22 protein-coding genes and 1 other RNA gene are annotated in these 26,275 nt (G+C 66.3%); 9 read left to right on the top strand and 14 right to left on the bottom strand.

Going from position 1 to position 26,275, the window contains the following annotated elements:
* Window positions 1-19 precede the first annotated feature (19 nt).
* The 10 genes from ACWMMN_RS05275 to gyrA all read right to left on the bottom strand — a co-directional run bounded on the left by ACWMMN_RS05275 (window position 20) and on the right by gyrA (window position 11,492).
* Complete coding sequence (locus tag ACWMMN_RS05275; protein ID WP_059235488.1) at window positions 20-313, bottom strand: lipopolysaccharide assembly protein LapA domain-containing protein; 294 nt, start codon at window positions 311-313, stop codon at window positions 20-22.
* A gap of 208 nt (window positions 314-521) precedes the next feature.
* A complete protein-coding gene (locus ACWMMN_RS05270) occupies window positions 522-845 on the bottom strand; it encodes an integration host factor subunit beta (RefSeq protein WP_006486894.1) in 324 nt (107 codons plus the stop codon).
* Between the two features lie 22 nt (window positions 846-867).
* Complete coding sequence (gene rpsA, locus ACWMMN_RS05265; RefSeq protein ID WP_059236854.1) at window positions 868-2,580, bottom strand: 30S ribosomal protein S1; 1,713 nt, start codon at window positions 2,578-2,580, stop codon at window positions 868-870.
* A gap of 142 nt (window positions 2,581-2,722) precedes the next feature.
* Window positions 2,723-3,409: a (d)CMP kinase gene (gene cmk / locus ACWMMN_RS05260; protein WP_059235490.1), complete on the bottom strand. Its 687-nt coding sequence runs from the start codon at window positions 3,407-3,409 to the stop codon at window positions 2,723-2,725.
* Between the two features lie 13 nt (window positions 3,410-3,422).
* Window positions 3,423-4,727 carry a 3-phosphoshikimate 1-carboxyvinyltransferase gene (aroA, locus tag ACWMMN_RS05255; protein ID WP_486423063.1) on the bottom strand — a complete coding sequence of 435 codons (1,305 nt, stop codon included), beginning with the start codon at window positions 4,725-4,727 and terminating at the stop codon, window positions 3,423-3,425.
* A 13-nt stretch (window positions 4,728-4,740) separates the two neighbouring features.
* Window positions 4,741-5,667, bottom strand: a complete 927-nt coding sequence (locus ACWMMN_RS05250) for a prephenate dehydrogenase (protein ID WP_174993466.1) — start codon at window positions 5,665-5,667, stop codon at window positions 4,741-4,743.
* 184 nt (window positions 5,668-5,851) lie between these two features.
* The gene (gene pheA / locus ACWMMN_RS05245) at window positions 5,852-6,934 is read right to left on the bottom strand and encodes a prephenate dehydratase (protein ID WP_059235495.1); all 1,083 of its coding nucleotides are present in this window, start codon (window positions 6,932-6,934) and stop codon (window positions 5,852-5,854) included.
* 33 nt (window positions 6,935-6,967) lie between these two features.
* Window positions 6,968-8,050, bottom strand: a complete 1,083-nt coding sequence (gene serC / locus ACWMMN_RS05240; protein ID WP_059235497.1) for a 3-phosphoserine/phosphohydroxythreonine transaminase — start codon at window positions 8,048-8,050, stop codon at window positions 6,968-6,970.
* A gap of 155 nt (window positions 8,051-8,205) precedes the next feature.
* Window positions 8,206-8,805: a DUF2059 domain-containing protein gene (locus tag ACWMMN_RS05235; protein ID WP_059236858.1), complete on the bottom strand. Its 600-nt coding sequence runs from the start codon at window positions 8,803-8,805 to the stop codon at window positions 8,206-8,208.
* 83 nt (window positions 8,806-8,888) lie between these two features.
* A complete protein-coding gene (gene gyrA / locus ACWMMN_RS05230) occupies window positions 8,889-11,492 on the bottom strand; it encodes a DNA gyrase subunit A (RefSeq protein WP_059235499.1) in 2,604 nt (867 codons plus the stop codon).
* Window positions 11,493-12,041: 549 nt separating this feature from the next.
* Here gyrA and ompA point away from each other — a divergent pair.
* The 4 genes from ompA (at window position 12,042) to ssrA (ending at window position 14,677) form a co-directional block, all read left to right on the top strand.
* Window positions 12,042-12,710, top strand: coding sequence for an outer membrane protein OmpA (ompA, locus tag ACWMMN_RS05225; RefSeq protein WP_006476579.1), 669 nt, complete (start codon window positions 12,042-12,044; stop codon window positions 12,708-12,710).
* A 154-nt stretch (window positions 12,711-12,864) separates the two neighbouring features.
* Entirely contained in the window at window positions 12,865-13,563 is a 699-nt protein-coding gene (gene ubiG / locus ACWMMN_RS05220; protein WP_059235501.1) for a bifunctional 2-polyprenyl-6-hydroxyphenol methylase/3-demethylubiquinol 3-O-methyltransferase UbiG, read from the top strand.
* Between the two features lie 13 nt (window positions 13,564-13,576).
* Window positions 13,577-14,290 (top strand): phosphoglycolate phosphatase, encoded by a 714-nt coding sequence (gene gph, locus ACWMMN_RS05215; protein WP_059235503.1) that lies wholly within the window; start codon window positions 13,577-13,579, stop codon window positions 14,288-14,290.
* Window positions 14,291-14,307: 17 nt separating this feature from the next.
* Window positions 14,308-14,677, top strand: a transfer-messenger RNA (tmRNA) gene (ssrA, locus tag ACWMMN_RS05210).
* Window positions 14,678-14,954: 277 nt separating this feature from the next.
* Here the strand turns inward: ssrA and ACWMMN_RS05205 are convergent.
* From ACWMMN_RS05205 to ACWMMN_RS05195, 3 genes are all read right to left on the bottom strand, one after another.
* Entirely contained in the window at window positions 14,955-15,305 is a 351-nt protein-coding gene (locus ACWMMN_RS05205) for a DUF4148 domain-containing protein (RefSeq protein ID WP_059235505.1), read from the bottom strand.
* Between the two features lie 362 nt (window positions 15,306-15,667).
* Window positions 15,668-15,937, bottom strand: coding sequence for a hypothetical protein (locus ACWMMN_RS05200; protein WP_059235507.1), 270 nt, complete (start codon window positions 15,935-15,937; stop codon window positions 15,668-15,670).
* 101 nt (window positions 15,938-16,038) lie between these two features.
* Window positions 16,039-17,145: a substrate-binding domain-containing protein gene (locus ACWMMN_RS05195; protein WP_486423062.1), complete on the bottom strand. Its 1,107-nt coding sequence runs from the start codon at window positions 17,143-17,145 to the stop codon at window positions 16,039-16,041.
* 131 nt (window positions 17,146-17,276) lie between these two features.
* On the opposite strand from ACWMMN_RS05195, the gene ACWMMN_RS05190 reads away from it, so the two are divergent.
* From ACWMMN_RS05190 to ACWMMN_RS05175, 4 genes are read left to right on the top strand one after another with little or no spacing between them, the layout of a single operon-like run.
* The gene (locus ACWMMN_RS05190; protein ID WP_059235511.1) at window positions 17,277-17,777 is read left to right on the top strand and encodes an NAD(P)H-dependent oxidoreductase subunit E; all 501 of its coding nucleotides are present in this window, start codon (window positions 17,277-17,279) and stop codon (window positions 17,775-17,777) included.
* Window positions 17,774-19,348, top strand: a complete 1,575-nt coding sequence (locus ACWMMN_RS05185) for a formate dehydrogenase beta subunit (RefSeq protein WP_340623904.1) — start codon at window positions 17,774-17,776, stop codon at window positions 19,346-19,348. Before ACWMMN_RS05190 ends, ACWMMN_RS05185 begins: the two co-directional genes overlap by 4 nt.
* Before the next feature lie 17 nt (window positions 19,349-19,365).
* On the top strand, window positions 19,366-22,317 hold the full coding sequence (gene fdhF, locus ACWMMN_RS05180; RefSeq protein WP_059235514.1) for a formate dehydrogenase subunit alpha: 2,952 nt from the start codon (window positions 19,366-19,368) through the stop codon (window positions 22,315-22,317).
* A 7-nt stretch (window positions 22,318-22,324) separates the two neighbouring features.
* Window positions 22,325-22,576, top strand: a complete 252-nt coding sequence (locus tag ACWMMN_RS05175; RefSeq protein WP_059235517.1) for a formate dehydrogenase subunit delta — start codon at window positions 22,325-22,327, stop codon at window positions 22,574-22,576.
* A gap of 8 nt (window positions 22,577-22,584) precedes the next feature.
* On the opposite strand, the gene ACWMMN_RS05170 is transcribed toward ACWMMN_RS05175, so the two are convergent.
* Window positions 22,585-24,231 (bottom strand): FAD-dependent monooxygenase, encoded by a 1,647-nt coding sequence (locus tag ACWMMN_RS05170; RefSeq protein ID WP_059235519.1) that lies wholly within the window; start codon window positions 24,229-24,231, stop codon window positions 22,585-22,587.
* 130 nt (window positions 24,232-24,361) lie between these two features.
* Here ACWMMN_RS05170 and ACWMMN_RS05165 point away from each other — a divergent pair, with 130 nt between their 5' ends.
* Window positions 24,362-26,200: a tetratricopeptide repeat protein gene (locus ACWMMN_RS05165; protein WP_422674301.1), complete on the top strand. Its 1,839-nt coding sequence runs from the start codon at window positions 24,362-24,364 to the stop codon at window positions 26,198-26,200.
* Window positions 26,201-26,275 lie beyond the last annotated feature (75 nt).

The following is a 26,275-nucleotide window of genomic DNA, read 5'->3' as shown; positions in this document are numbered from 1 at the left end:
TGATCGCGCGGCGTCCGTGTTAAATGACGGGCGGCATCGGCGGCTGGTCGACGATCGCGGGCGTTTCACGCGCCGCGCGCAGATCGCGCTTCAGACGCCCGTTCTCGAGACGCAGGCGGAAGATCGAAGGCAGCGCGGACAGCAGGCCGGCCAGCAACCCGACGGCGAAGAATGCCAGGCCGATCAGGATCAGCGGCGCTTGCCATGCGTAGCCGGCAACGAAATTCAGCGTCGCGGTTTGCGTATTGGCCAGCGCCAGCACCAGCAGCAGGACGAACACCAATACCCGGATCAGCCAGACGATAAACTTCATGAAGCCCTCTCTTTGTTGAGGTTTGCCGCGGCGCGCGACTCCCCTTCGTCGCACCGAATCGACCCGTATTGTAAAGGAAGCGTTTCCGCGGCTGCGCACATCCTGCGCCAGGCGTTGCGCGGCTGCCGCCGGACATGAAAAAAGCGCCCCAAGGGGCGCTTTTCTTTTCAGCCTTCGCCGGACAGGTTCCGGGCACACCGAACGACGCTCAACGCTCGTCGTCCGGATCGTCAGCTTTCAGCGGTTCACCCGCGCGGCCGTCGACGCGTTCACGCAATTCCTTGCCAGGCTTGAAGTGCGGCACGAACTTCTCGGGCACCTGCACTTTCTCCCCCGACTTCGGGTTGCGTCCGACGCGCGCCGGGCGACGGTTGAGGCCAAAGCTGCCGAAACCCCGAATTTCAATGCGATGCCCTTTCGCCAGGGCGTCGGACATCGCATCGAGCATCGTTTTCACCGCGAAATCCGCATCCTTGAGGACAAGTTGCGGAAATCGCGATGCCAGCTGCGCGACCAACTCGGATTTGGTCATACTTCAGCAGACCTCGTGAGGCTTACTGGTTCTGGCCGTCGAGCTTCGCCTTCAGCAGCGCGCCGAGGTTGGTCGTACCGGTCGCAGCAGCGCTGGAGTCCGACTGCAGGCCGCGGATCGCTTCCTGTTGTTCAGCCGAATCCTTCGCCTTGATCGACAGGTTGATGCCGCGCGACTTGCGATCGATGTTGATCACCATCGCGTTGACCTTGTCGCCTTCCTTCAGCACGTTGCGTGCGTCTTCGACGCGATCCTGCGAGATTTCCGACGCACGCAGGTAGCCTTCGACGTCGCCCGTCAGCGTGACGACCGCACCCTTCGCATCGACCGTCTTCACGACGCCGTCGACGATCGAGCCCTTGTCGTTCATTGCAACGTAGTTGCTGAACGGGTCGCCTTCGAGCTGCTTGATGCCGAGCGAAATACGCTCCTTCTCGACGTCGATACCGAGCACGATGGCTTCGACTTCGTCGCCCTTCTTGTACTTGCGAACGGCTTCTTCGCCGGTTTCGCTCCACGACAGGTCCGACAGGTGGACCAAGCCGTCGATGCCGCCCGGCAGACCGATGAACACGCCGAAGTCGGTGATCGACTTGATTGCGCCCGTGATCTTGTCGCCCTTCTTGAAGTTGCGGCTGAAGTCATCCCACGGATTCGGCTTGCACTGCTTCATGCCGAGGCTGATACGACGGCGGTCTTCGTCGATCTCGAGGACCATGACTTCGACTTCGTCGCCCAGCTGGACAACCTTCGACGGTGCAACGTTCTTGTTCGTCCAGTCCATTTCCGACACGTGGACGAGGCCTTCGATGCCCGATTCCACTTCGACGAATGCGCCGTAGTCGGTAATGTTCGTGACCTTGCCGAACAGGCGCGTGCCCGACGGGTAACGGCGCGAGATGCCTTCCCACGGATCGTCGCCCAGTTGCTTGATGCCCAGCGAGACGCGGTTCTTCTCTTGGTCGAACTTGAGGATCTTCGCGGTGACTTCCTGGCCAACCGACAGGACTTCGCTCGGGTGACGCACACGACGCCATGCGATGTCGGTGATGTGCAGCAGGCCGTCGATGCCGCCGAGGTCGACGAACGCGCCGTAGTCGGTGATGTTCTTGACCACGCCGTTGACGATCGCGCCTTCCTTCAGCGTCTCGAGCAGCTTCGCGCGCTCTTCGCCCTGGGTTGCTTCGATCACCGCACGACGCGACAGCACGACGTTGTTACGCTTGCGATCGAGCTTGATCACGCGGAACTCGAGCGTCTTGCCTTCGTACGGGGTCGTGTCCTTGACCGGACGCGTGTCGACCAGCGAACCCGGCAGGAACGCGCGGATGCCGTTGACCATCACGGTCATGCCGCCCTTCACCTTGCCGGTGATCGTGCCGGTGACGAGTTCGTTGTTGTCGAGTGCCTTTTCCAGCGACAGCCACGATGCAAGGCGCTTCGCCTTGTCGCGCGACAGGATCGTGTCGCCGTAGCCGTTTTCGAGCGCGTCGATCGCGACGGACACGAAATCGCCCGACTGCACCTCAACCTCGCCCTGATCGTTCAGGAATTCCTCGATCGGAATGTAAGCCTCGGACTTGAGGCCTGCATTGACGACCACGAAGTTGTGGTCGACGCGCACGACTTCGGCGGAAATCACTTCGCCGGCGCGCATGTCTTGGCGGGTCAGCGACTCTTCGAACAGAGCCGCAAAGGATTCGGTATTCGGGGTGGAGGTTTGCAGGTCGGACATAAAAATCTGATTGTGCATGGCTCGCTGTGCCACGCCGGCCGGAATGGCAGGCTGAAAGGGCCAGATCGAAGACCACACGGGGTTAAGGGTTCAAAACACGCTCCGCGCTTGCGGCACGGAGCACCTACCGCTACCCGCCTTCTCAGGCGGGCTGGCCGAGTGCCCGGTACCACTGCAGCACCTGGTCGACGGCTTCATCGACCGAAAGTGCCGACGTATCGAGCAGCTCGGCATCTGCTGCAGGCTTCAGCGGCGCGGCTGCGCGATTGCTGTCGCGCGCGTCACGTTCACGAAGATCCCGGAGCAAGTCATCTATATTAGCAGAAAAACCTTTTTGCATCAATTGCTTATGCCGTCTGGTCGCGCGAGCCTCGGCGCTGGCCGTCAGGAACACCTTCAGCACGGCGTCCGGGAAGATCACGGTGCCCATGTCGCGCCCGTCTGCGACGAGGCCCGGCGTCTTGCGGAACGCGCGCTGGCGCGCGACGAGCGCGGTGCGTACGGGCCCGTGCACGGCAATGGCCGATGCACGATTGCCGACCGCTTCGGCGCGGATGTCGTTCGACACGTCGACGCCGTCGAGCTGCGCACAGCCTTCGCGGAACGTGATGTGCAGATCGTCGATCAGTTTCACCAGCGCGTCGATGTCCTCCGCCGCGATGCCGTAGCGCACGCTCGCGAGGGCGGCAAGCCGATACAGCGCGCCGCTGTCGAGCAGGTGGAAGCCAAGGTTCGCAGCGACGAGCGCCGCGACGGTGCCCTTGCCGGAGGCGGTCGGGCCGTCGATCGTAATGACGGGAGTCGGGTGAAAGGGTCGGGTCGATTTCATCGGAACAGTCGGGTCAGGCTTTGGCGAGCGCGGCGAAGCGGTCGAAATAGTCGGGGAACGTCTTGCCGACGCACTTCGGATCGTTGATCCGCACGGGCACGCCGCCCAGGCTGACGAGCGAGAAGCACATCGCCATCCGGTGATCGTCGTACGTATCGATCGCCGCGTTCGGCGTGAGCTTTTCCGGCGGCGTGACGACGAGATAGTCGGGGCCTTCCTCGACGATCGCGCCGACCTTGCGCAGCTCGGTCGCCATCGCGGCGATGCGGTCGGTCTCCTTCACGCGCCAGCTCGCGATGTTGCGCAGCGTGCTCGTGCCGTTCGCAAACAGCGCCGCGACCGCGATGGTCATCGCCGCATCGGGGATCAGGTTGAAGTCCATGTCGATCGGCTCGAGCTTGCCGTGGTCGTGGCCGATGCCGCGCACGTCGATCCAGTCGTCGCCCATCGTCACGTTCGCGCCCATCTGCATCAGCGCGTTCGCGAAACCGACGTCGCCCTGGATGCTCGCGCGCCCCACGCCTTCAACCCGCAGCGGGCCGCCGCCAAGCGCGCCGGCCGCGAGGAAGTACGACGCGGACGACGCGTCGCCCTCGACCATGATCCGCCCCGGCGAGCGGTAGCGGACGCCGGCCGGCACGACGAAACGCTGCCAGCCGTCGCGCTCGATGGTCACGCCGAAGCGCTCCATCAGGCGGATCGTGATGTCGATGTACGGCTTCGAGATCAGCTCGCCGTCGACTTCGACGACGGTCCGGCCATCATTCGCCTTCACGAGCGGCAGCGTCATCAGGAGTGCCGTGAGGAACTGGCTCGACACGTCGCCGCGCACGCGGATCGGCGCATCGACCGAAATCGTCGCGGGCTTGATGCGCAACGGCGGATAACCTTCGTTCAGCTCGTAGTCGATCTGCGCGCCGATCTGCCGCAGGCCGTCGACGAGATCGCCGATCGGCCGTTCGTGCATGCGTGGCACGCCGTGCACGCGGTAGTCGCCGCCGTTCACCGCGAGCGCGGCGGTCAACGGCCGCACGGCCGTGCCCGCGTTGCCGAGGAACAGGTCGGCCGTCTTCGCGGTGAATGCGCCGCGCGTGCCCGTCACGACACAGGTGTCGCCATCGCGCGCGAGCTTCACGCCGAGCTTGCCGAGTGCGTCGAGCATCACGCGCGTATCGTCGGAGTCGAGCAGGTTCGTGATCGTCGTTTCGCCTTCGGCCAGCGCCGCGAGCAGCAGCACGCGGTTCGAAATGCTCTTCGAGCCGGGCAGGCGCACGGTGCCCGATGCGCTGGAGTACGGGCCGAGATCGAGATAGTCCATGGGAATCGTCCTGTTATTTCTTGACCGGTTCGGCAGCGGGCGCACCGCCGCGCTCCTGCCATGCCTTGCGTGCGGCGCGCGAGCGCGTGAACACCGCTTCGAGCGCCGCGCCGTCGCCGGCGTCGATCGCCTCACGCAGCCGCGTGAGCACGCGCGTGTAGCCGTCGAGTTCGTCGAGCAGCGCCGCGCGGTTCGCGACGCACACGTCGCGCCACATCTCGGGGCTCGACGCCGCGATGCGCGTGAAATCGCGGAAACCGCCCGCCGCGTACGAGAATTTCAGTTCCGCGTCGGCCTCGCCGAGAATCTGCTCGACGAGCGCGAACGACAGCACGTGGGGCAGGTGGCTGATCGACGCAAACACCCGATCGTGCTGCCCGGTGCTCATCGTGCGCACGTCGGCGCCGGTTGCGCGCCACATCGCGTCGATGCGCGCGACCGATTCGGGCGCGTTCTCCGGCAGCGGGCACAGCACGACGTTGCGACCGACGTACAGGTCCGGCAACGCGGCCTCGACGCCGCTCGACTCGCGGCCGGCAATCGGATGCCCCGGCACGAACTGCGCGATTCGCGCGCCGAGCGTGTCGCGCGCGGCCGCGACGACATCGGACTTGGTGCTGCCCGCGTCGGTGACGATCGTCGCATCGTCGAGCCACGGCGCGATGCGCGCCAGCAACGGGCCCGTCTGCGCGACGGGCGCGGCCAGCAGCACGAGATCGGCGCCGGCGAGCGCGTCGCGCAATTGCGCGTCGTCGTCGAGCGCCGCTGCGCGGTCGATCACGCCGAGCGACAGCGCGCGCTCGACCGAGCGACGCGAGCGGCCCACGCCGACGATTTCGCCCGCGCCGCCCGGCGCGCGCTCGCGCAACGCGCGGGCCAGCGATCCGCCGATCAGGCCGACGCCGAAGATGACCAGTTTGTTGAATGCAAAGCCTGACACGACAAGAGCCAAGTTATGCGTGCGGCACGACGCCCCGCATGCGGAATTCCAGATTCCGGGCAACGAGCCCGCACCCGGCGCAACCTGCACCGGGTGCCGCCCGAACCCGCCTTCGGCAGCGCCGACCGGCCTGCCCTGCCCGCCTGTCCGTCACCTGCGTGACCCGGCGACGGGCCAGCGCGCCTCAGCGTGCGCTCGGATACGAACCGAGTATCTTCAGGAACGCGGCCTTCTGGCCGAGTTCCGCGAGCGCGGCCGCCACCGCCGCATCGTCGCGGTGCCCTTCGATATCGATGTAGAAGTAGTACTCCCACGTGCCGACGCGCGCCGGACGCGACTCGAAGCGCGTCATCGACACGCCGTGCCGCGCGAGCGGCTCGAGCAGCTTGAACACGGCGCCCGGCTCGTTCTTCACCGACACGATCAGCGACGTCTGGTCGTGACCGCTCTGGCCCGCCGGCTGCTTGCCGACGATCACGAAGCGCGTGCGATTGTGCGGATCGTCCTGGATCAGCGAGAACGCGATCTGCAAACCGTAATGCGCGGCTGCGCGGTCGCCCGCGATCGCCGCGACGGTCGGATCGGCGGCCGCGAGACGCGCAGCCTCCGCGTTGCTCGCCACGGCCTGCCGCTCGAGCTGAGGCGCATTCGCGGCGAGCCACTGCTGGCATTGCGCAAGCGCCTGCGCATGCGCGCAGACGCGCTTCACGCCGTCGAGCGTGCCGCTTTGCGTCAGCAGGTTGTGGTGGATCGGCAATGCGAGCTCGCCGCTGATCAGCAGTTGCGTCTGCAGCAGCAGGTCGAGCGTGCGCGACACGGCACCTTCGGTCGAATTCTCGACCGGCGCGATGCCGAATGCGGACGCACCGGCCTCGACCGAGCGGAACACCTCGTCGATCGACGGGCACGGCAGCCCTTCGATCGACTGGCCGAAATACTCGAGCATCGCCTGTTCGCTGTACGTGCCGACCGGCCCGAGGAACGCGACGTGGATCGTCTGCTCGAGCGCGCGGCTCGCAGCCATGATCTCGCGCCAGATGGCGCTGATGTGCTCGCTCGCGAGCGGCCCGGCGCTCATGTCCTGCAGCCGCGCGATCACCTGCAGCTCGCGCTCCGGCCGGAACACCGGCGCGTTGAAATGCTTCTTGACCTCGCCCACCTCCAGCGCCACCGCGGCGCGCTGGTTCAGGAGCGCGATCAGCTGCGCATCGATCGCGTCGATGCGATCGCGCAGCGGTTTCAGGCGGGAATTCAGTTCGTCGTCCATGCGTTTTGCCGTGCTGTTTGAACAGCGCCGCCGTCAGGCGCCGCGCTGCTCGAAGTCCTTCATGTACTCGACGAGCGCTTTCACGCCCTCGAGCGGCACCGCGTTGTAGATCGACGCCCGCATGCCGCCGACGGACTTGTGGCCCTTCAGCTGCAGCAGCCCGCGCGCCTTTGCGCCGGCAAGGAAGTCTTCGTTGCGCGTTTCGTCGGCCAGGAAAAACGGCACGTTCATCCGCGAACGTGCTGCCGGCTCGACCTTGTTCAGATAGAAGCTGCTCGCGTCGATCGTGTCGTAGAGCAGCTTCGATTTTTCGATATTGCGGGCCTCGATCGCTTCGAGGCCACCCTGCCGCTTCAGCCACTGGAACACGAGGCCCGCGATGTAGATCGCGTAGGTGGGCGGCGTGTTGTACAGGGAGTTGTTCGCGGCGATGGTCTTCCATTCGAATGCGGACGGGCAGATCGACAGCGCGCGATCGAGCAGATCCTCGCGCACGATCACGACCGTCACGCCGGCCATCCCGATGTTCTTCTGCGCGCCGCCGAACAGCACGCCGTATTTCGCGACGTCCATCGGGCGCGACAGGATGTGCGACGAGACATCCGCGACCAGCGGCACGTCGCCGAGATCGGGGATCTCGAACGTCTCGACGCCGTCGATCGTCTCGTTGGTGCACAGATGCACGTAGGCCGGATCGTCCGACAGCTGCCATTCGGCGCGCGCGGGCGCACGCGTGAAGCCGTCGTCCGTCTTGCCGTTCGCTGCGAGATGCGGCGTGCAGAACTTCTTCGCCTCGTTGAACGATTTCTGCGACCACGAGCCCGTCACGACGAAGTCGGCGGTCTTGCGCGAGCCGAGCAGGTTCATCGGCACGATCGCGTTTTCCGCGATGCCGCCGCCCTGCAGGAACAGGACCCGGTGGCTGGCCGGCACGCCGAGCAGGTCGCGCAGATCGGTCAGCGCAGCCTCGTGGATCGACATGAATTCCTTGCCGCGATGGCTCATCTCCATCACGCTCATGCCGCTGCCGTGCCAGTCGAGCATTTCGTCGGCAGCTTGCCGCAGCACTTCCTCGGGCATCGCCGCAGGGCCGGCGGAGAAATTAAAGACGCGCATCGTGAAAACCTCGGAGGGACGCGACCGGCTCGCCGCCGGCAGAACGCGCCAGAAAAGAAATGGCCGCTTGCGCTCACGCGCAAACGGCCATTATCGCACTGTCGTCAGGCTCCCGCCAAACCCGGCCGAACGGCCGGTGGCGTGCCCGGACAGCTTTACTTGCCCGGCTTGACTGCTGCGACTTCCTTGTCAGCCTGCGTACGCGTTGCCTGGATCGCTTGCGGCATGTACTTCTGCATCAGGCCGTTGACCACGTCGCGACCGACCTGATCCTGAACCTGGATGAACTTGCGGCCCGTCGGGCTCTTGTAGAACGTCGTCAGATCCTTGATCTCCGACGTGCTGTAGTACTTCGCGTAGGCGTCGTACTGAGCCGACATCGCGTCGTTCTGGAACTGTTGCGTGCCGAATACCTTGCCTGCGCCGTCAACCAGCTTCGGCACCGAGTTCTTCTGCAGCGTCGGAACGGCAGCCTGCTTCTGCTTGTCGTTCAGCGTCTTGTTTTCCGACAGCGCGTCCGACAGGATTGCCGGCACGAGTTGCTTGGCCTGCATTTCGGCGCTGTTGCCGATTGCCGACACGAGCTTCGGCGCATCGATCGCGTCGAGCAGATCCTTGATCGCTGCCTTCTTGTCGGCGTCGATCGGCGCAGCTGCCGCCGGAGCAGCCGGTGCGGAATTCGACAGCGCCTGCGCCATCGCGAACGTCGGCACCAGTGCAGCCAGCAGAACCAGTTGCTTGAATTGCTTTTGCATCATCACTCCCTTTTGGAAATATGAATGGTTGCTCGCCGGCCGCGGCGCTTTTCGCCCGCGGCGGCTAGAGTCTCATCCGTTCTTCAGGCTTCGCCGTCCGACGCCTCGTCGGCCTCGCCATCGCCCTCTTCAGCCTCCGCGATCTGCTGCAGGCCGGAGAGCTTGGTACCCTCATCGAGACTGATGAGTGTAACACCTTGCGTAGCCCGCCCCATCTCGCGAATCTCCGATACACGGGTGCGAATCAACACGCCGGCCGTCGTGATCAGCATGATCTGATCCTCGGCGTCGACGAGCGTCGCGGCCACCACCTTGCCGTTACGCTCGGACGTCTGGATCGCGATCATGCCCTTCGTGCCACGGCCGTGACGCGTGTATTCGGTGATCGGCGTGCGCTTGCCGTAGCCGTTCTCGGTTGCGGTGAGCACGGTCTGCTCCTCGCTGCCGGCAACCAGCATCGCGATGACCTGCTGCCCGTCCTCGAGCTGCATGCCGCGCACGCCTCGCGCCTCGCGCCCCATCGGACGCACGTCGTTCTCGTCGAAGCGCACGGCCTTGCCGGCGTCGGAGAACAGCATCACGTCGTGCGCGCCGTCGGTGATCGACGCACCGATCAGGTAGTCGCCGTCGTCGAGGCCGACCGCGATGATGCCCTTCTTCATCGGACGGCTGAATGCTTCGAGCGGCGTCTTCTTCACGGTGCCGAGCGACGTCGCCATGAAGATGAACTTGTCGGCCGAGAATTCCTTGACCGGCAGCACGACGTTGATCTTCTCGCCTTCCTGCAGCGGGAACATGTTGACGATCGGGCGGCCGCGCGAGTTGCGCGAACCCTGCGGCACTTCATAGACCTTGACCCAGTACACGCGGCCGCGGTTCGAGAAGCACAGGATGTAGTCGTGCGTGTTCGCGATGAACAGCGTCTCGATCCAGTCGTCTTCCTTCATCTGCGTCGCCTGCTTGCCGCGGCCGCCGCGCTTCTGCGCGCGGTACTCGGACAGCGGCTGCGACTTCACGTAGCCCGCATGCGACATCGTGACGACCATGTCCTGCGGCGTGATCAGATCCTCGGTGTTCAGCTCGGTCGCGTTCAGTTCGATCTTCGAGCGGCGCGCGTCGCCGAATTCGGCCTTCACCGAGGTCAGCTCCTCGCCGATCATCGTCGTGATCCGCTCGGGGCGCGCGAGGATGTCCAGCAGGTCGGCGATCTGGGCCATCACTTCGCGGTACTCGCCGATGATCTTGTCCTGCTCGAGGCCGGTCAGGCGCTGCAGGCGCATCTGCAGGATTTCCTGGGCCTGCGTGTCGGACAGGCGGTACAGCCCGTCGTTCTGCATGCCGAACGCCGCGTTCAGGCCTTCCGGACGATACGCGGAGCGGCCGCCTGCCGATGCATTCTCGGCTTCGGCGCGCGTCAGCATCTCGCGCACGAGCGACGAATCCCACGGCTTCGCCATCAACTCCTGCTTCGCGATCGGCGGCGTCGGCGCGGCCTTGATGATCGCGATGAACTCGTCGATGTTCGCGAGCGCGACCGCGAGACCTTCGAGCACGTGGCCGCGTTCGCGGGCCTTGCGCAGTTCGTAGATCGTGCGGCGCGTCAGCACTTCGCGTCGGTGCGACAGGAAGCACTGCAGGATTTCCTTCAGGTTCAGCAGCTTCGGCTGGCCGTCGACGAGCGCGACCATGTTCATGCCGAACGTGTCCTGGAGCTGCGTCGCCTTGTACAGGTTGTTCAGCACCACTTCCGGCACTTCGCCGCGCTTGAGCTCGATCACGACACGCATGCCGCTCTTGTCGGACTCGTCGCGGATGTCGGAGATGCCCTCGAGCTTCTTCTCGTTGACGAGTTCGGCGATCCGCTCGAGCAGCGAGCGCTTGTTCACCTGGTACGGCAGCTCGTCGACGATGATCGCCATCCGCTGGCCGCGGTCGATCTCCTCGAAGTGCGTGGCCGCGCGCATCACGACGCGCCCGCGCCCGGTGCGGTAGCCGTCGCGCACACCGGCGACGCCGTAGATGATGCCGGCCGTCGGGAAGTCCGGCGCCGGGATGATCTCGATCAGCTCGTCGATCGTCGCTTCCGGGTTGCCCAGCAGGTGCTGGCACGCGTCGACGACTTCGTTCAGGTTGTGCGGCGGGATGTTGGTCGCCATCCCGACGGCGATACCCGACGAGCCGTTGATCAGCAGGTTCGGGATGCGCGACGGCAGGACCGACGGCTGCGTTTCGTTGCCGTCGTAGTTCGGCTCGAAATCGACCGTTTCCTTGTCGATGTCGGCGAGCAGCTCGTGACCGATCTTCGCCATGCGAATTTCGGTGTAACGCATCGCCGCGGCATTGTCGCCGTCGATCGAGCCGAAGTTGCCCTGCCCGTCGATCAGCATGTAGCGCAGCGAGAAATCCTGCGCCATCCGCACGATCGTGTCGTAGACCGCGGTGTCACCGTGAGGGTGGTACTTACCGATCACGTCACCGACGATACGCGCCGACTTCTTGTACGCGCGGTTCCAGTCGTTGTTCAGTTCGTGCATCGCGAACAATACGCGCCGGTGCACGGGCTTCAGGCCATCGCGGACATCCGGGAGGGCACGTCCGACGATCACGCTCATCGCGTAATCGAGATACGAACGGCGCATTTCCTCCTCTAGGGAGGTGGGCAGGGTCTCTTTGGCGAATTGATCCATGTATCCGTATCGTTTCGGAGCGAAGACGGCGAACGCCTTTCGCGTGGGCGCTGCATGCGCAACGCAACGCGAGATTCTAACATGCGCCCATCAGCCGCCAATTCGCCTCCCCCTCTATATATAAATAGCAAAAATCGCGGCGACGGCGAATTGGCCCAAATCCCGCGCGACGCGACGTCGCAGCCAATCGCATCCGGTTTGTTTCACGCTCACGAGCAGTTTGTTTCACGCGCACGAGTAAACAAATGCACACACCCGCGCAATTTCGCCGACACACTCTTGACAATCTCTAAAAGTTGCGGCAGGCCGGTGTTGCGCATGCACCACAAAGTTGGAGCGATCTTAGGGTGGGGAGGATTTTTTTTCGTAGGAAGGGAACGATATGGCAAAATGCCAACGCACTGAAAGTTAGACGCTGCTCGAAGTCTACACAGGAGCGCGCCGCGTTTTTTGTGCCGCACCAATGTTATACTTCGAGCAATGTATGACTTGTCACCGTCAACAGGCTCGCAGTAAACCTGCGGTAATCTCAATTTCGAGAGGAGAAATATGAATAAACTTTCAAAGCTCGCGTTCATTGCAGCTACCGCAGTTATGGCTGCATCCGCTTCGGCACAGTCGGTGCCGGCGTCGCGTCAAGCCGTCAATGACAACTGGGTGAACGGCACGGGCGAATGGGTGTGGATGAACGGCACGAACGAGCTCTGCTGGCGCGATGCGTTCTGGACGCCGGCCACCGCCAACGCGAAGTGCGATGGCGCACTGGTCGCCCAGGCACCGCAGCCGCCGGTCGCTCCGGTTGCTCCGGCCATCACGAGCCAGAAGATCACGTATCAAGCTGACGCACTGTTCGACTTCGACAAGGCAACGCTCAAGCCGCTGGGCAAGCAAAAGCTGGACGAACTGGCTTCGAAGATCGAAGGCATGAACACGGAAGTGGTCGTCGCAACGGGCTACACGGACCGCATCGGTTCGGACAAGTACAACGACCGTCTGTCGCTGCGCCGTGCGCAAGCCGTGAAGTCGTACCTGGTCAGCAAGGGTGTGCCGGCCAACAAGATCTACACGGAAGGCAAGGGCAAGCGCAACCCGGTTACGACTGGCTGCAACCAGAAGAACCGCAAGCAACTCATCGCCTGCCTCGCACCGGATCGCCGCGTGGAAGTCGAAGTGGTGGGTACGCAGCAAGTGCAGAAGACGACCGTTCCGGCAAACTAAGCCGCGGTTTTCGACTGCTTCAAAGCCCCGCTCCGGCGGGGCTTTTTCTTTGACGCCCGTCCGGGCGCTCGTCGCTTCGCCGCTCGTCCGCTTCTTATATACTCGGGTCTGACGAACCGCAGCACTGCCCTCCTCCCGTAGCCCGTTTGCCGACATGACCAACGCCGATCCGCACGAACTCCAGAAATTCAGCGACCTCGCCCACCGGTGGTGGGATCCGAATGCCGAATTCAAGCCGCTGCACGACCTGAACCCGGTCCGGCTCGGCTGGATCGATGCGCACGCACACCTGGCCGGCAAGCGTGCACTCGACATCGGCTGCGGCGGCGGCATCCTGTCCGAATCGATGGCCGGGCTCGGCGCCCAGGTGAAGGGCATCGACCTGTCGACCGAAGCGCTCGGCGTCGCCGACCTGCACAGCCTCGAAAGCGGCATCTCGGTCGACTATGAGGCCATCGCCGCCGAAGCGATCGCCGCGCGCGAACCGGGCACCTACGACGTCGTCACGTGCATGGAGATGCTCGAGCACGTGCCGTCGCCCGGCGATGTCGTCGCCGCGTGCGCGACGCTCGTGAAACCGGGCGGCTGGGTGTTCTTCTCGACGCTGAACCGCAACCTGAAGTCCTACCTGTTCGCGGTGATCGGCGCGGAGTACATCGCGCAGATGCTGCCGAAGGGCACGCACGACTATGCGCGTTTCATCCGCCCGTCGGAACTGGCCGGCTTCGTGCGCGCGACGGATCTGCACATCGTGGAGATCAAGGGCATCACGTATCATCCGATCGGCAAGCGCTTCGCGCTGTCGAACGACACCGACATCAACTACCTCATCGCGTGCCGCCGCGGCGCGTGACCCCCCGACCGGCATGACGACTCCCCTTTCGACCGCGCGGGTAGCAGACGAACCGCGCCTGCTGCACTGCGATGCCGTGCTGTTCGACCTCGACGGCACGCTCGCCGACACGGCGCCCGATCTCGCGGCGGCCGTCAACAGGATGCAGCGCGATCGCGGGCTGCCCGAAACGTCGCTCGACGTGTTGCGCCCGCTGGCCTCGGCCGGCGCGCGCGGCCTGCTCGGCGGCGCGTTCGGCATCGATCCGAACACGCCCGGCTACGACGCGATGCGCGACGAGTTCCTGACCAACTACGCGACGGACCTCTGCGTACATACGACGCTGTTTCCCGGCATCGGCGACGTGCTCGACGAACTCGATGCGCGCGGCGTGCGCTGGGGCATCGTCACGAACAAGGCGATGCGCCTCACGGCGCCGCTCGTCGAGCTGCTCGGCCTCGCCCCGCGCGCCGCCTGCGTGGTCGGGGGCGACACGACGCCGCACCCGAAGCCGCACCCGGCCCCGCTGCTGCATGCGGCCGACCAGCTGACGCTCGCCCCCGCGCGCATCGTCTACGTCGGCGACGACCTGCGCGACATTCAGGCCGGCAGCGCGGCCGGCATGGCGACGGTCGCAGCCGCGTACGGCTATTGCGGCGACGGCGTTGCGCCGGCCGACTGGCAGGCGCAGCATCTCGTCGACACGACGCAGGAACTGCGCGAACTGCTGCGCGATGTTGGGCTATAATGCTAGATCTTATCCGCGGGGGCGACCTGGTTTCGACAGGGGTTGTGAAGCGGCTAGGGCATGTCGAGGACCCGTCACCTCGTTAATCAATGGGAAAATCGTAACTGCAAACGACGATACGTTCGCACTGGCAGCCTAACGGCCGCCGTCCTCTGCCTAGTTCACTGACGGGCTAGTGTCGCAAGACCGGTAGCAATACCGCCAGAGGTCATTTACGTCAGTTAAGCTCTGTCGGCGTCGCGACGCCAGGGTCGAAAATCTAGCGAATCGCCGTAGTGCAGCGTGTTCGTCCGCGTCGCTGCGGTTAAATCAAAAGACTGGACTAAACATGTAGAACTAGTCGTGGAGCGCTTCTGGACGCGGGTTCGATTCCCGCCGCCTCCACCAAATTCCGCGTTCGCCGCACGAACCCCGCATGACGCAAGTCTGCGGGGTTTTTTGTTGCCGGCGACACGCATGCATCCCTCTCCTGCCGAAAAAGCGCCCGACCACGGACGGGCGGCCGGGCGGAATGCCACCGGTGCTCCGGCGGCAGGAGGTGACAGGTGTTCTGCCGCGCCCGCGCAGTCATCGGTTGCACCGGGCAGCGGCCAGCCCGGTTGCCCCGGCTTCGGGCGCAGCGCATCGCCGCCCCCATGCTCGTGCAGATCGGGCGACGTGCAGCTTAGCTGCCGCGATACAGCGACTTCATTTCTTCAGCACTGGCCGGGCGCACGCCCATTGCACGCGAACCCGATGCGGATGCGCCCTGTGCCTGCGCACCGTAGCCGCTGGCGTCGGCACCTTGCGCCTGCGCCAGTGCACGCTGCTGCTCTGCAACACGGGCCGTCGCTGCCTGGATCGCTTCCGGGTAGTGCGGATCTTCGCCGCGGGCGGAGTTGTAACCGGCCTGCTGGAGCTGGACCAGTTCGGCACGGACCTGCGCGCGGGTGATCGTCGAGCCCGACTGGGCGAACGACACGACCGGGGCAACGAGAGCAGCGGCAACGACAACAGCTTGAACGAGCGACTTCATGATGACCTACCTCCAGATTTGTCTGTGTTCGCGGTGAACACCTTGTTCATCGCTGACAACCCGAAGTTTATGTAGGCGGATGCTTAAGAATAAGGCAGGTTTCTGGAAGACATCCTTCCTGAATTACGGGTTAACCCTAGATTGGCTGGCGAAGCGGCAACGCGTGAAAACGGCGGCTTCACATGGCGCCGCGTTGCGTGCGGGCCTGCCGAAAAGCACGAGCCCCGCGAAGCAGCAACGCTTCGCGGGGCTCGATCACAGCCAGGTTCGGAACGGAACGCGTACAGCCGTCGGTCAGGCGATCGGGTCGTTGTGCACAAGCACGCCCGCCCCGTCCCGGCACGAATACGCCAGTCAGAGCCTTACCGGGTATCCATCGGGCACTTCAGGTTGCAGCCGTTCGGGTCGCCCAGGTCGCCCTTGCGGCGCAACGCCGACTTCTTGCTGCCCTGGTATTTCTGCGACGGCGCCGACGCCGCGAACGGCATCTGCGGATGCTCGTTCAGGCGAAACTGTTCGCTCAGGATGCCGCCGGGCACGCCCGGGGAATTCTGCGCAAACGCAAACGGCGAAGCGACGACCAACAGCCCCGCGGTCAACGCTGCCGCGGCGAGGGGAACGGAAAATTTCATGGCGGAATGACGCCTGAACGGCGTGCTTGTTGGAACGTTGATCAAGCGGCAAGCGTAGCGCAAATCCCCTGCTGTTGCAGCGCGGCTCGATCGCGTCCCCGTTACCGCGAATTGCCGTCCTGCGCGTACGTGCCGTCGCCGCCGGCCAATCCCGTCGCGATGCTCGTCAGCGTGCCGCATGCGGCCGGATCGTAACCGTCGAGATGCGCGACGCGCTCGACGAAGCGCGCGTCACGCAGCAGCGCCAGCACGCCGGCAAGCGGCCGCGCATCGAGCCGCGCGCGTTCGCATGCGAAGTAATAGTCTTCGTCCACGACCGGGATGAAGTCGAGCCCGAAATGATGGGCGGCCGGCTCGACGCCGAAGCCGAGGTCGGCCATCCCGCTCGCGACGAACGCCGCGATCGCCGAATGCGTGAGCTCGGCCGACGCGTAGCCGTCGATGCGCTCCGGATCGATGCCGATCGCGCGCAGCGCGAGATCCAGCAGCATGCGCGTGCCCGACCCCGGCTGCCGGTTGACGAAGCGGATGTCGTTGCGCGCGAGGTCCGCAAGCCCGCTGACCTGCTTCGGGTTGCCGCGCGGGACGAACAGCCCCTGCTGGCGGCGCGTCAGGTGGATCAGCACATGGCGCGTGTCGTCGAGCCAGGGCCGGTAGATCTGCGCACACTGCGCGCGAAACGCGCCGCGCGGCAAATGGAAGCCGGCGAGGTCGCACTCGCCGCGGGCGAGTGCCTGAACGGCCTCGACGCTCTCGCGATACTTGATGTCGACGGCCGCCTGCGCATCGACGAGCGCGGAGACGAGCGTCGCGACCGCGTAGCCGTGCGACGCGTGGATTCGCACGGCGCCGTCGCGCTGCGCGAGACGCCGGTTCAGGTCGCTCGCCACCTCGGCCGTCAGCGTGCGCAAGTTGCCGTCGAGCCGGCTGCGTGCGAGACGCTGCGCATCGACGACGGCCTGCCCGAGCGCCGACAACGTCGAACCCTTGCCGCGCGCGGTTTCGATCAGCTCACCGCCGATGCACGACTCCAGCGCGCGCAGCATGCCCCACGCGTGCCGGTACGACAGCCCCTTGGCTTGCGCCGCCTGCGCAATGCTGCCCGTGTCGGCCACGAGCTCCAGCAGCGGCGCGACGTCTGACAGGCTGGCCGAACGGCCCTCCGTGTCGCGTACGGTCAGATACGCGTCGCATTCGATTCGAATCAATTATGCACTCCGATTTCCTATTGCGACTGCCAAATCTTCCGCTTATCGTTGGTCAAAATCAATCAGAACGAAGTCGCGATGCGCACTATATGAATTTCGAGCGCATATGAGACTTTGGAGGAGCATAACCGATGTCCCCGAATTCCCCTGCGCCCGACGCGCTCGTCGAGCGCCATGCGCGCGCCGGCCGGTCGCTCGTCGCGATCCTGCACGCGATCCAGGACGACGCGGGCTACGTGCCGCCGGGCTGCGTCGCGCCGCTCGCCAAAGCGTTGAACCTGTCGCGTGCCGAAGTGCACGGCGTACTGACCTATTACCACCACTTCCGCACTGCGCCGCCCGCGCGCGTGACGATCCAGATGTGTCGCGCCGAAGCGTGCCGCAGCATGGGCTGCGAAACGCTGGCCGCTCACGCGGAAGCGCGCACCGGCTGCCGGTTCGACGCGGCGCACGACGAGGCCGCGGCCGCACACGCGCCGGACGCCGTCGCGCTCGAATCGGTCTACTGCCTCGGTCTGTGTGCGCAATCGCCGTCGCTGACGGTCAACGGCGTGCTGCACGCGAAAGTCACACCGGAAAAATTCGACGCGCTGCTCGCCGACGCGGTCGCCCACACGCCGGAGGCCGCATGACGACCCGCATCTACGTTCCGCGCGATTCGTCCGCGCTGGCGCTCGGCGCCGACGCGCTTGCCGCCGCGATCGTCGCGGAAGCCGAACGGCGCGGCGTCGCGATCGAACTGGTCCGCAACGGCTCGCGCGGATTGCTGTGGCTCGAGCCGCTCGTCGAGATCGGCACGGCCGCGGGCCGCGTGGGCTATGCGAACCTGTCGGCCGCCGACGTGCCGGCCCTGTTCGACGCCAGCTGGCTCGAAGGCGGCACGCATCCGAGCGCCGTCGGCCTCGTCGACGCACTGCCCTATCTCGCGCGCCAGCAGCGGCTCACGTTCGCGCGCATCGGCCTGACCGATCCGCTGTCGATCGACGATTACCTGCAGCACGAAGGCCTCGCCGGCCTGAAGAACGCACTCGCGCTCGACGGCGATGCCGCGTGCGAAACGCTGCTCGAATCGGGGCTGCGCGGCCGCGGCGGTGCGGCATTCCCGGCCGGCATCAAGTGGCGCACCGTGCGGAACGCGCGCGCCGCGCAGAAGTACATCGTCTGCAACGCGGACGAAGGCGATTCGGGCACCTTCTCCGACCGCCTGCTCATGGAATGCGATCCGTACTGCCTGATCGAAGGGATGATCATCGCGGGCATCGCGACGGGCGCGACGATCGGCTACATCTACGTGCGCAGCGAATACCCGCACGCGATCGCGACGCTCGAAGCCGCGATCGTCCGCGCGCGTGAAGCCGGCTGGCTCGGCGAGCACGTGCTCGGCTCCGCGCACGCATTCGAGCTGCACGTCGCGAAAGGCGCGGGCTCGTATGTATGCGGCGAGGAAACGGCGCTGCTCGAATCGCTCGAAGGCAAGCGCGGCGTCGTGCGCGCGAAGCCGCCGCTGCCCGCGCTGGCGGGCCTGTTTGGCCAGCCGACCGTCATCAACAACGTGATCACGCTCGCGACGGCGCCCGTGATCTTCGCGCGCGGCGCCGCGTTCTATCGCGACTACGGGATGGGCCGCTCGCGCGGCACGCTGCCGTTCCAGCTCGCGGGCAACATCCGTCACGGCGGTCTCGTCGAGCTTGCGTTCGGCGTCACGCTGCGCGAGCTGCTGTTCGACTTCGGCGGCGGCACGGCCAGCGGCCGGCCCGCTCGCGCCGCACAGGTCGGCGGCCCGCTCGGCACCTACCTGCCCGACCATCAGTGGGACGTGCCGCTCGACTACGAGGCTTACACGGCGATCGGCGCGGTCGTCGGTCATGGCGGCATCGTACTGCACGACGACACGTCGAACCTCGCCGAGCTGGCCGAATACGCGATGAAGTTCTGCGCGATCGAATCGTGCGGCAAGTGCACGCCGTGCCGGATCGGTTCGACGCGCGGCGTCGAGACGATCGCACGCATTCGCGACGGCGATACGTCGGAGCGCCAGGTCACGCTGCTGCGCGACCTGTGCGACACGATGCTGGCCGGTTCGCTGTGCGCGATGGGCGGGATGACGCCGTACCCGGTGCTGTCCGCGCTCGATCATTTCCCCGAAGATTTCGGGCTCGCCGGCAAGGATGCCGCGTCGGGCCCGGTCAAGGCCGCGGCCTGACCCAGAAGGAGCCCTGCATGTCCCTCGACACGAACAACGTCCGCCAAGGCGGCTGCGGCTCAGGCCAATGCGCATGCAAGAGCGCCGCGCAGGCGCGTGCCCGCGACCCGTTCGACGATACCGATTACGGCACGCCGCAACGGCATGCCGATACCGACGTCACGCTCGAAATCGACGGCCAGCCGGTCACGGTGCCGGCCGGCACGTCGGTGATGCGCGCGGCGATCGAGGCCGGCGTCAATGTCCCGAAGCTCTGCGCGACCGATTCGCTCGAACCGTTCGGCTCGTGCCGGCTGTGCCTCGTCGAGATCGAAGGCCGGCGCGGTTATCCGGCGTCGTGCACGACACCTGCCGAAGCCGGCATGAAGGTGCGCACGCAATCGGACCGGCTGCAGTCGCTGCGCCGCAACGTGATGGAGCTGTACATCTCCGACCATCCGCTCGACTGCCTCACCTGCCCCGCCAACGGCGACTGCGAGCTGCAGGACATGGCGGGCGTCGTCGGGTTGCGCGAGGTGCGCTACGGCTTCGACGGCGCGAATCACCTGAAGGACCGCAAGGACGAATCGAACCCGTACTTCACGTACGACCCGTCGAAGTGCATCGTCTGCAATCGCTGCGTGCGCGCATGCGAGGAAACGCAGGGCACCTTCGCGCTGACGATCGCCGCGCGCGGTTTCGAATCGCGTGTGGCCGCGGGCGAAAGCGAATCGTTCATGGCGTCGGAATGCGTGTCGTGCGGCGCATGCGTCGCCGCATGCCCGACGGCCACGCTGCAGGAAAAATCCGTCGTGCAGCTCGGGCAGGCCGAACACTCGGTCGTCACGACCTGCGCGTACTGCGGCGTCGGCTGCTCGTTCAAGGCAGAAATGAAGGGCACCCAGGTCGTTCGCATGACGCCGCACAAGAACGGCCTCGCGAATGAAGGCCACGCGTGCGTGAAGGGACGCTTCGCGTGGGGCTATGCAACGCACAAGGACCGCATCACGAAGCCGATGATCCGCGAGAAGATCACCGACCCGTGGCGCGAAGTGAGCTGGGACGAAGCGCTCACCTACGCGGCAACGCAATTCCGCAAGCTGCAGCAGAAGTACGGCCGCGATTCGATCGGCGGCATCACGTCGTCGCGCTGCACGAACGAGGAAACCTATCTCGTGCAGAAGCTCGTGCGCGCCGCGTTCGGCAACAACAACGTCGATACCTGCGCACGCGTGTGCCATTCGCCGACCGGCTATGGTCTCAAGACGACGCTCGGCGAATCGGCCGGCACGCAGACGTTCGCATCGGTCGGCCAGGCCGACGTGATCGTCGTGATGGGCGCGAACCCGACCGACGGCCACCCGGTGTTCGGCTCGCGGATGAAGCGCCGCGTGCGCGAAGGCGCGAAGCTGATCGTGATCGACCCGCGCCGCATCGACGTCGTCGACGGCCCGCACGTGAAGGCCACGCACCACCTGCAGCTGCGCCCCGGCACCAACGTCGCGATCGTCAACGCGCTCGCGCACGTGATCGTCACCGAAGGGCTCGTTGCCGACGCGTTCGTCGCCGAGCGCTGCGACACGCGCGCATTCGAGCAATGGCGCGAATTCGTGTCGCGCGAAGAGAATTCTCCGGAGGCGACCGCCGGCGTGACGGGCGTGCCGGCCGAACGCGTGCGCGAAGCCGCACGCCTCTATGCGACGGGCGGCAATGCCGCGATCTATTACGGGCTGGGCGTCACCGAACACGCGCAAGGCTCGACGACGGTGATGGGCATCGCGAACCTCGCGATGGCAACCGGCAACCTCGGCCGCGAAGGCGTCGGCGTCAATCCGCTGCGCGGCCAGAACAACGTGCAGGGTTCGTGCGACATGGGCTCGTTCCCGCACGAACTGCCCGGCTACCGGCACATCGGCGACGCGGTCGTACGCACGCAGTTCGAGCAGGCGTGGTCGGCCACGCTGCAACCGGAACCGGGGCTGCGCATCCCGAACATGTTCGACGCGGCGCTCGACGGCAGCTTCAAGGGGCTCTACTGCCAGGGCGAGGACATCGTCCAGTCGGACCCGAACACGCAGCACGTGGCGGCCGCGCTGTCGGCCATGGAATGCATCGTCGTGCAGGACATCTTCCTGAACGAGACCGCGAAATACGCACATGTGCTGCTGCCGGGCTCGACGTTCCTCGAGAAGGACGGCACGTTCACGAACGCCGAGCGCCGCATCTCGCGCGTGCGCAAGGTGATGCCGCCGCTCGCGGGCTATGCGGACTGGGAAGTGACGCTGCTGCTGTCGCAGGCGCTCGGCTACGACATGCACTACACGCATCCGTCGGAAATCATGGACGAGATCGCGCGGCTCACGCCGACCTTCTCGGGCGTGTCGTACGAGAAGCTCGACGCACTCGGCAGCATCCAGTGGCCGTGCAACGAACACGCCCCGGAAGGCACGCCGACCATGCACATCGACGCGTTCGTGCGCGGCAAGGGCCGGTTCGTGATCACCCAGTTCATTCCGACGCCGGAGAAGGTCACGCAGCGCTATCCGCTGATCCTGACGACGGGCCGCATCCTGTCGCAATACAACGTCGGCGCGCAGACGCGCCGGACGGAAAACGTCCGGTGGCACGAAGAGGACCGCCTCGAGATCCATCCGCACGACGCGCAGGATCGCGGGATCCGGAGCGACGACTGGGTCGGCATCGAATCGCGCGCCGGGCATACGGTGCTGCGCGCGCTCGTGACGGAGCGCATGCAGCCGGGTGTCGTGTACACGACGTTCCACTTCCCCGAATCGGGCGCGAACGTGATCACGACCGACAGCTCCGACTGGGCGACGAATTGCCCCGAGTACAAGGTGACGGCCGTGCAGGTGATGCCGGTTGCGCAGCCTTCCGACTGGCAACGCGCGTACGCGCGCTTCAATGCGGAGCAGATCGACCTGCTCGAGCGCCGCGCGGCCACGCCCGATACCGTGACGACAGGCAAGTGAGGCCGCGATGAACCACGAACACCTGATCGACATGGCCAACCAGATCGGCGCATTCTTCGAGTCGATGCCCGATCGCGACGAAGCGCTGGCCGGCATCGCCGACCATATCCGGCGCTTCTGGGAACCGCGGATGCGCCGCGCGTTGCTCGCCGCGCTCGACGATCCGTCGGGCGAAGGCGCGCAACGCGCGGCACCGATCGTGCGCGACGCGATCGCCACCTACCGCGCATCGCTCGTGCCCGCCGCCGCGAGCGCCTGATCGCGCCGCTACGCGGACTGCGTCATGCCCGCGAACCAGCTTTCGCAGTGGCGCAGCAGCCCGTTCGCGTCGGTTGCCGTGCGCCCGCGCGCGGCAACATAACCGTCGGGCCGCAGCAGATAGAACGACGGCCGCGAGCGGCCGTATTCCTGCGCCAGCCCGGCGGCGCCGTCGCCCTCGGCATCGGCGACGCGCCACACGCGCACCGCGTCCGGCATGACCCGTTCGAGCCCCTGCACGAGCGCCTGCGCATCGGCCGGCATCGGCGGCACTTCGCCGGTGGCGGCATTCACCGGATCTTCCAGCAGCAACAGCGTGAAGCTCGCCGGATCGTGAAGATCGTATAGCCGCGCCGTTCCGGGCGCGCGACCGAGCGGCCCGTCGAGCACGTGCACGAGTGCATCGGGCGCCCGCTCGCCTGCGCGTGGACCGCCGTCGAGCACGCGCTCCAGCGTGAGCGGACTCTTCCGGTACTGCACGCCGAGCTCGCTGACCGTGCGCCTTACCGCATCGCGCATCGGCCCGAACGACGCCAGCAGCGGCACGACATGATCGCGCAGCAGCTTCATCGCGCCGCGCTCGGCTTCGACGACCTGCGTGACGAAACTGGTCTGCCGCAACACATCGCGCTCGATCGGATGGCGCTCCGCGTGATACGTGTCGAGCAACCGCTCGGGCGTGCCCGCGCCGAGCACGCGCGCGAGCTTCCAGCCCAGGTTGAACGCCTCCTGGATGCCGGTGTTCATGCCCTGCGCGCCGGCCGGGCTGTGGACGTGCGCAGCGTCGCCCGCGAAGAACACGCGGCCGTGGCGCAGCCGGTCGACCATCCGGCTGTGCAGGTGGAAATAGGACGACCACGCGAGATCGCTCGGCGAGATCGATACGCCCACGCGAGCACGAACGATTGCATCGCATTCCGCGAGCGACGGCGTCGGCGCGTCGGGCGACGCGTCGCTGCCAGGCGGCCGGTCGGCGACGAGCCGGTAACGGCCGTCGCCCATCGGAAACAGGCCCGCCATGCCTTCGGGCGTTGCGAACAGGTGGATCTCTTCATCCGGCCAGTCGGGTATCGCCGCGAAATCGGCCAGCAGGAAAGTCTGTTCGAACGCATGCCCGGTAAAGCCCAGACCGAGCAGATGCCTGACGGTGCTGTGCGCGCCGTCGGCGGCAATCAGGTATGACGGTGCGAACGACTCGTCGCGGCCATCGGCGCGGTGGATCGTCACGCCGAGCGATGTGCCGCCTGCGTCGCATGCGGCCAGTACCGCGCCGCGCTCGACGGTCACGCCCAGCGCAGCCAGGTGCTCGGCGAGCAGCCGCTCGGTGATGCTCTGGTCGAGAAACAGCAGATACGGATAGCGCGTTTGCAGCGGATCGAAATCGAGCCGCGCGATCACGCGGCCGTCGGCGTGCAGTGCGGCCGCATGCGCGCGATGGCCGAGCGCGAGAAACGGTTCGACCGCGCGATGCTGCTCCAGCAGCTCGAGCGTGCGCGCCTGGATGCCGATCGCGCGCGAATGCGGCGCGGGTGCCGCGAGGCGATCGATGATGCGCACCGGCACACGGGCCCGCGCGAGGCTCATCGCCGCGGCAAGACCGGTCGGCCCCGCGCCGACGATCAGCACGGGCGGGATATCGGACAGTGTGTCAGCCATGCGAACCTCGATGACACGCGATCCTGCAAGTCTACGCCGCTCCGCGTGACGGGGCCATATGCCGACCGGCCGATGCGCGGCATCATCGCGCGGTGTGGGAAAATACCTGCTTTCCGTCAGTTTTCGCGTCATGGATTCCGCATTCGACCGGGCGTACGCCGCACACCGCGCAGGCCGCCTCGCCGAGGCCGAGCACGGCTATCGCAACGCGCTCGCCTCCAACCCCGCCGACGCCGACGCGCTGCACCTGTTCGGCGTGCTGCGGCACCAGCAGGGCCAGCACGCCGAGGCAGCCGATCTCGTCGGGCGCGCCGTCGCGCTGCGTCCGGGCGATGCCGCGCTGCAGCTCAATCTCGGCAACGCGCTGAAAGCGCTCGGCCGCCTCGACGAAGCAATCGACCGCTTCCGCAACGCGCTGACGCTCGCGCCCGAATTTCCGCTCGCGCACTACAACCTCGGCAACGCGTATGCGGCACTGCAGCGTCACGACGATGCGATCGATGCGTTCGGCCGCGCGCTACGGCTCACGCCCGACGACGCATCGATCTACAACAATCTCGGCAACGCGCTGAACGCGCTCGGCCGCCACGACGAAGCGCTTGCCGCGTTCGGCCGTGCGCTCGAGCTGCGCCCCGGGCATGCGGGCGCGCACAACAACCTCGCGATGGCGCTGAACGCGATGGGCCGCGCCGACGACGCGATCACGCACTTCCAGGCCGCGATCGCCGCGCAGCCGCGCTTCGTCGCCGCGCACTTCAATCTCGGCAACACGTTCGAAGCAGTCGGCCGGCATGCCGAAGCGGCCGCCGCGTTCGAAACCGCGCTCGCGCTGCACCCGCCGTTTCCGCTCGCGCTGTTCGGGCTGGCGAACGCGCTCTGCGCGCAGGCACGCCATCGCGACGCACTGCCCTATTACGAGCGCGCCGTCGGCCTCGATCCGTCGTTCGGCCTCGCATGGCTCAATCTCGGCAACGCGCATCACGCGCTCTGCGCACACGAGATGGCGCTGCGCGCGTTCGACCAGGCGCTGCGGGTCGCCCCCGATCTCACGCTCGCGCGGCTGCACCGCGCGGTCACGCTGCTGACGCTCGGCGACTTCACGCGCGGCCTGCCCGCCTACGAAGCGCGCCACGAGACGCCGGGCGCGACGTCGCTCGGCACGCTGCCGCGCTGGCAAGGCGAGCCGATTGCGTCGCGTACGCTGCTGATCCGGGCGGAACAGGGGTTCGGCGACACGCTGCAGTTCGTCCGCTTCGTGCCGCTGGCCCGCGCACGCTGCGCGCACGTCGTGCTCGAAGTCCAGCCGGAACTCGTCGCGCTGCTGGCGCCGGCCGCGTCGCGCTGGCGCGTGACGCTCGTCGCGCAAGGTGCCGCCAAGCCGCCGGCTGCGGACGTCGCCTGCACGCTGATGAGCCTGCCGTTCCTGCTCGGGCTTCAGCCGGACGACATCGTCGGCGGCTCGCGCTACCTCGACGCGCCCGACGGCGCCCGCCGGCGCTTTCGCGGCTCGCTCGGCGGACAGTCGAAGCGCAAGTTCGGCCTGGCGTGGTCGGGGCGCCGGCAGGCGCAGGAAAATCGCTCGATGCCGTTCGACGCGCTCGCGCCGCTGCTCGCGCTGCCGGACATCGACTGGATCGTGCTGCAGCCCGCCCTCGACGACGACGAACGTGCACGCGTCGACGCGCATCCGCGCGTGCATCGCCTCGACGGCCGGCTGAACGACTTTGCCGACACGGCCGCACTGATCGAGCGGCTCGATGGCGTCGTCACGATCGACACGGCTGTCGCGCACCTCGCGGGCGCGCTCGGCAAGCCGCTGTGGGTCATGCTGCCGTTCGCGCCCGACTGGCGCTGGTTCACCGGCGACGACTGCCCGTGGTATCCGCAGGCCAGGATCGCGCGCCAGCCCGCGGCCGGCGAATGGCTCGACGTGGCAGCCAAGGTTGCCGGCAAGCTGCGCGACGCCTGAACGCAAATGAAAAAAGGGAGCGCACGGCGCTCCCTTTGTCGATGCGATGCACGGCCAGCGCCGCGCAACGGGCTG

The organism is Burkholderia cepacia complex sp. TUM26381, assembly GCF_057439935.1.
This window is presented reverse-complemented; position numbering and strand designations above follow the sequence as displayed.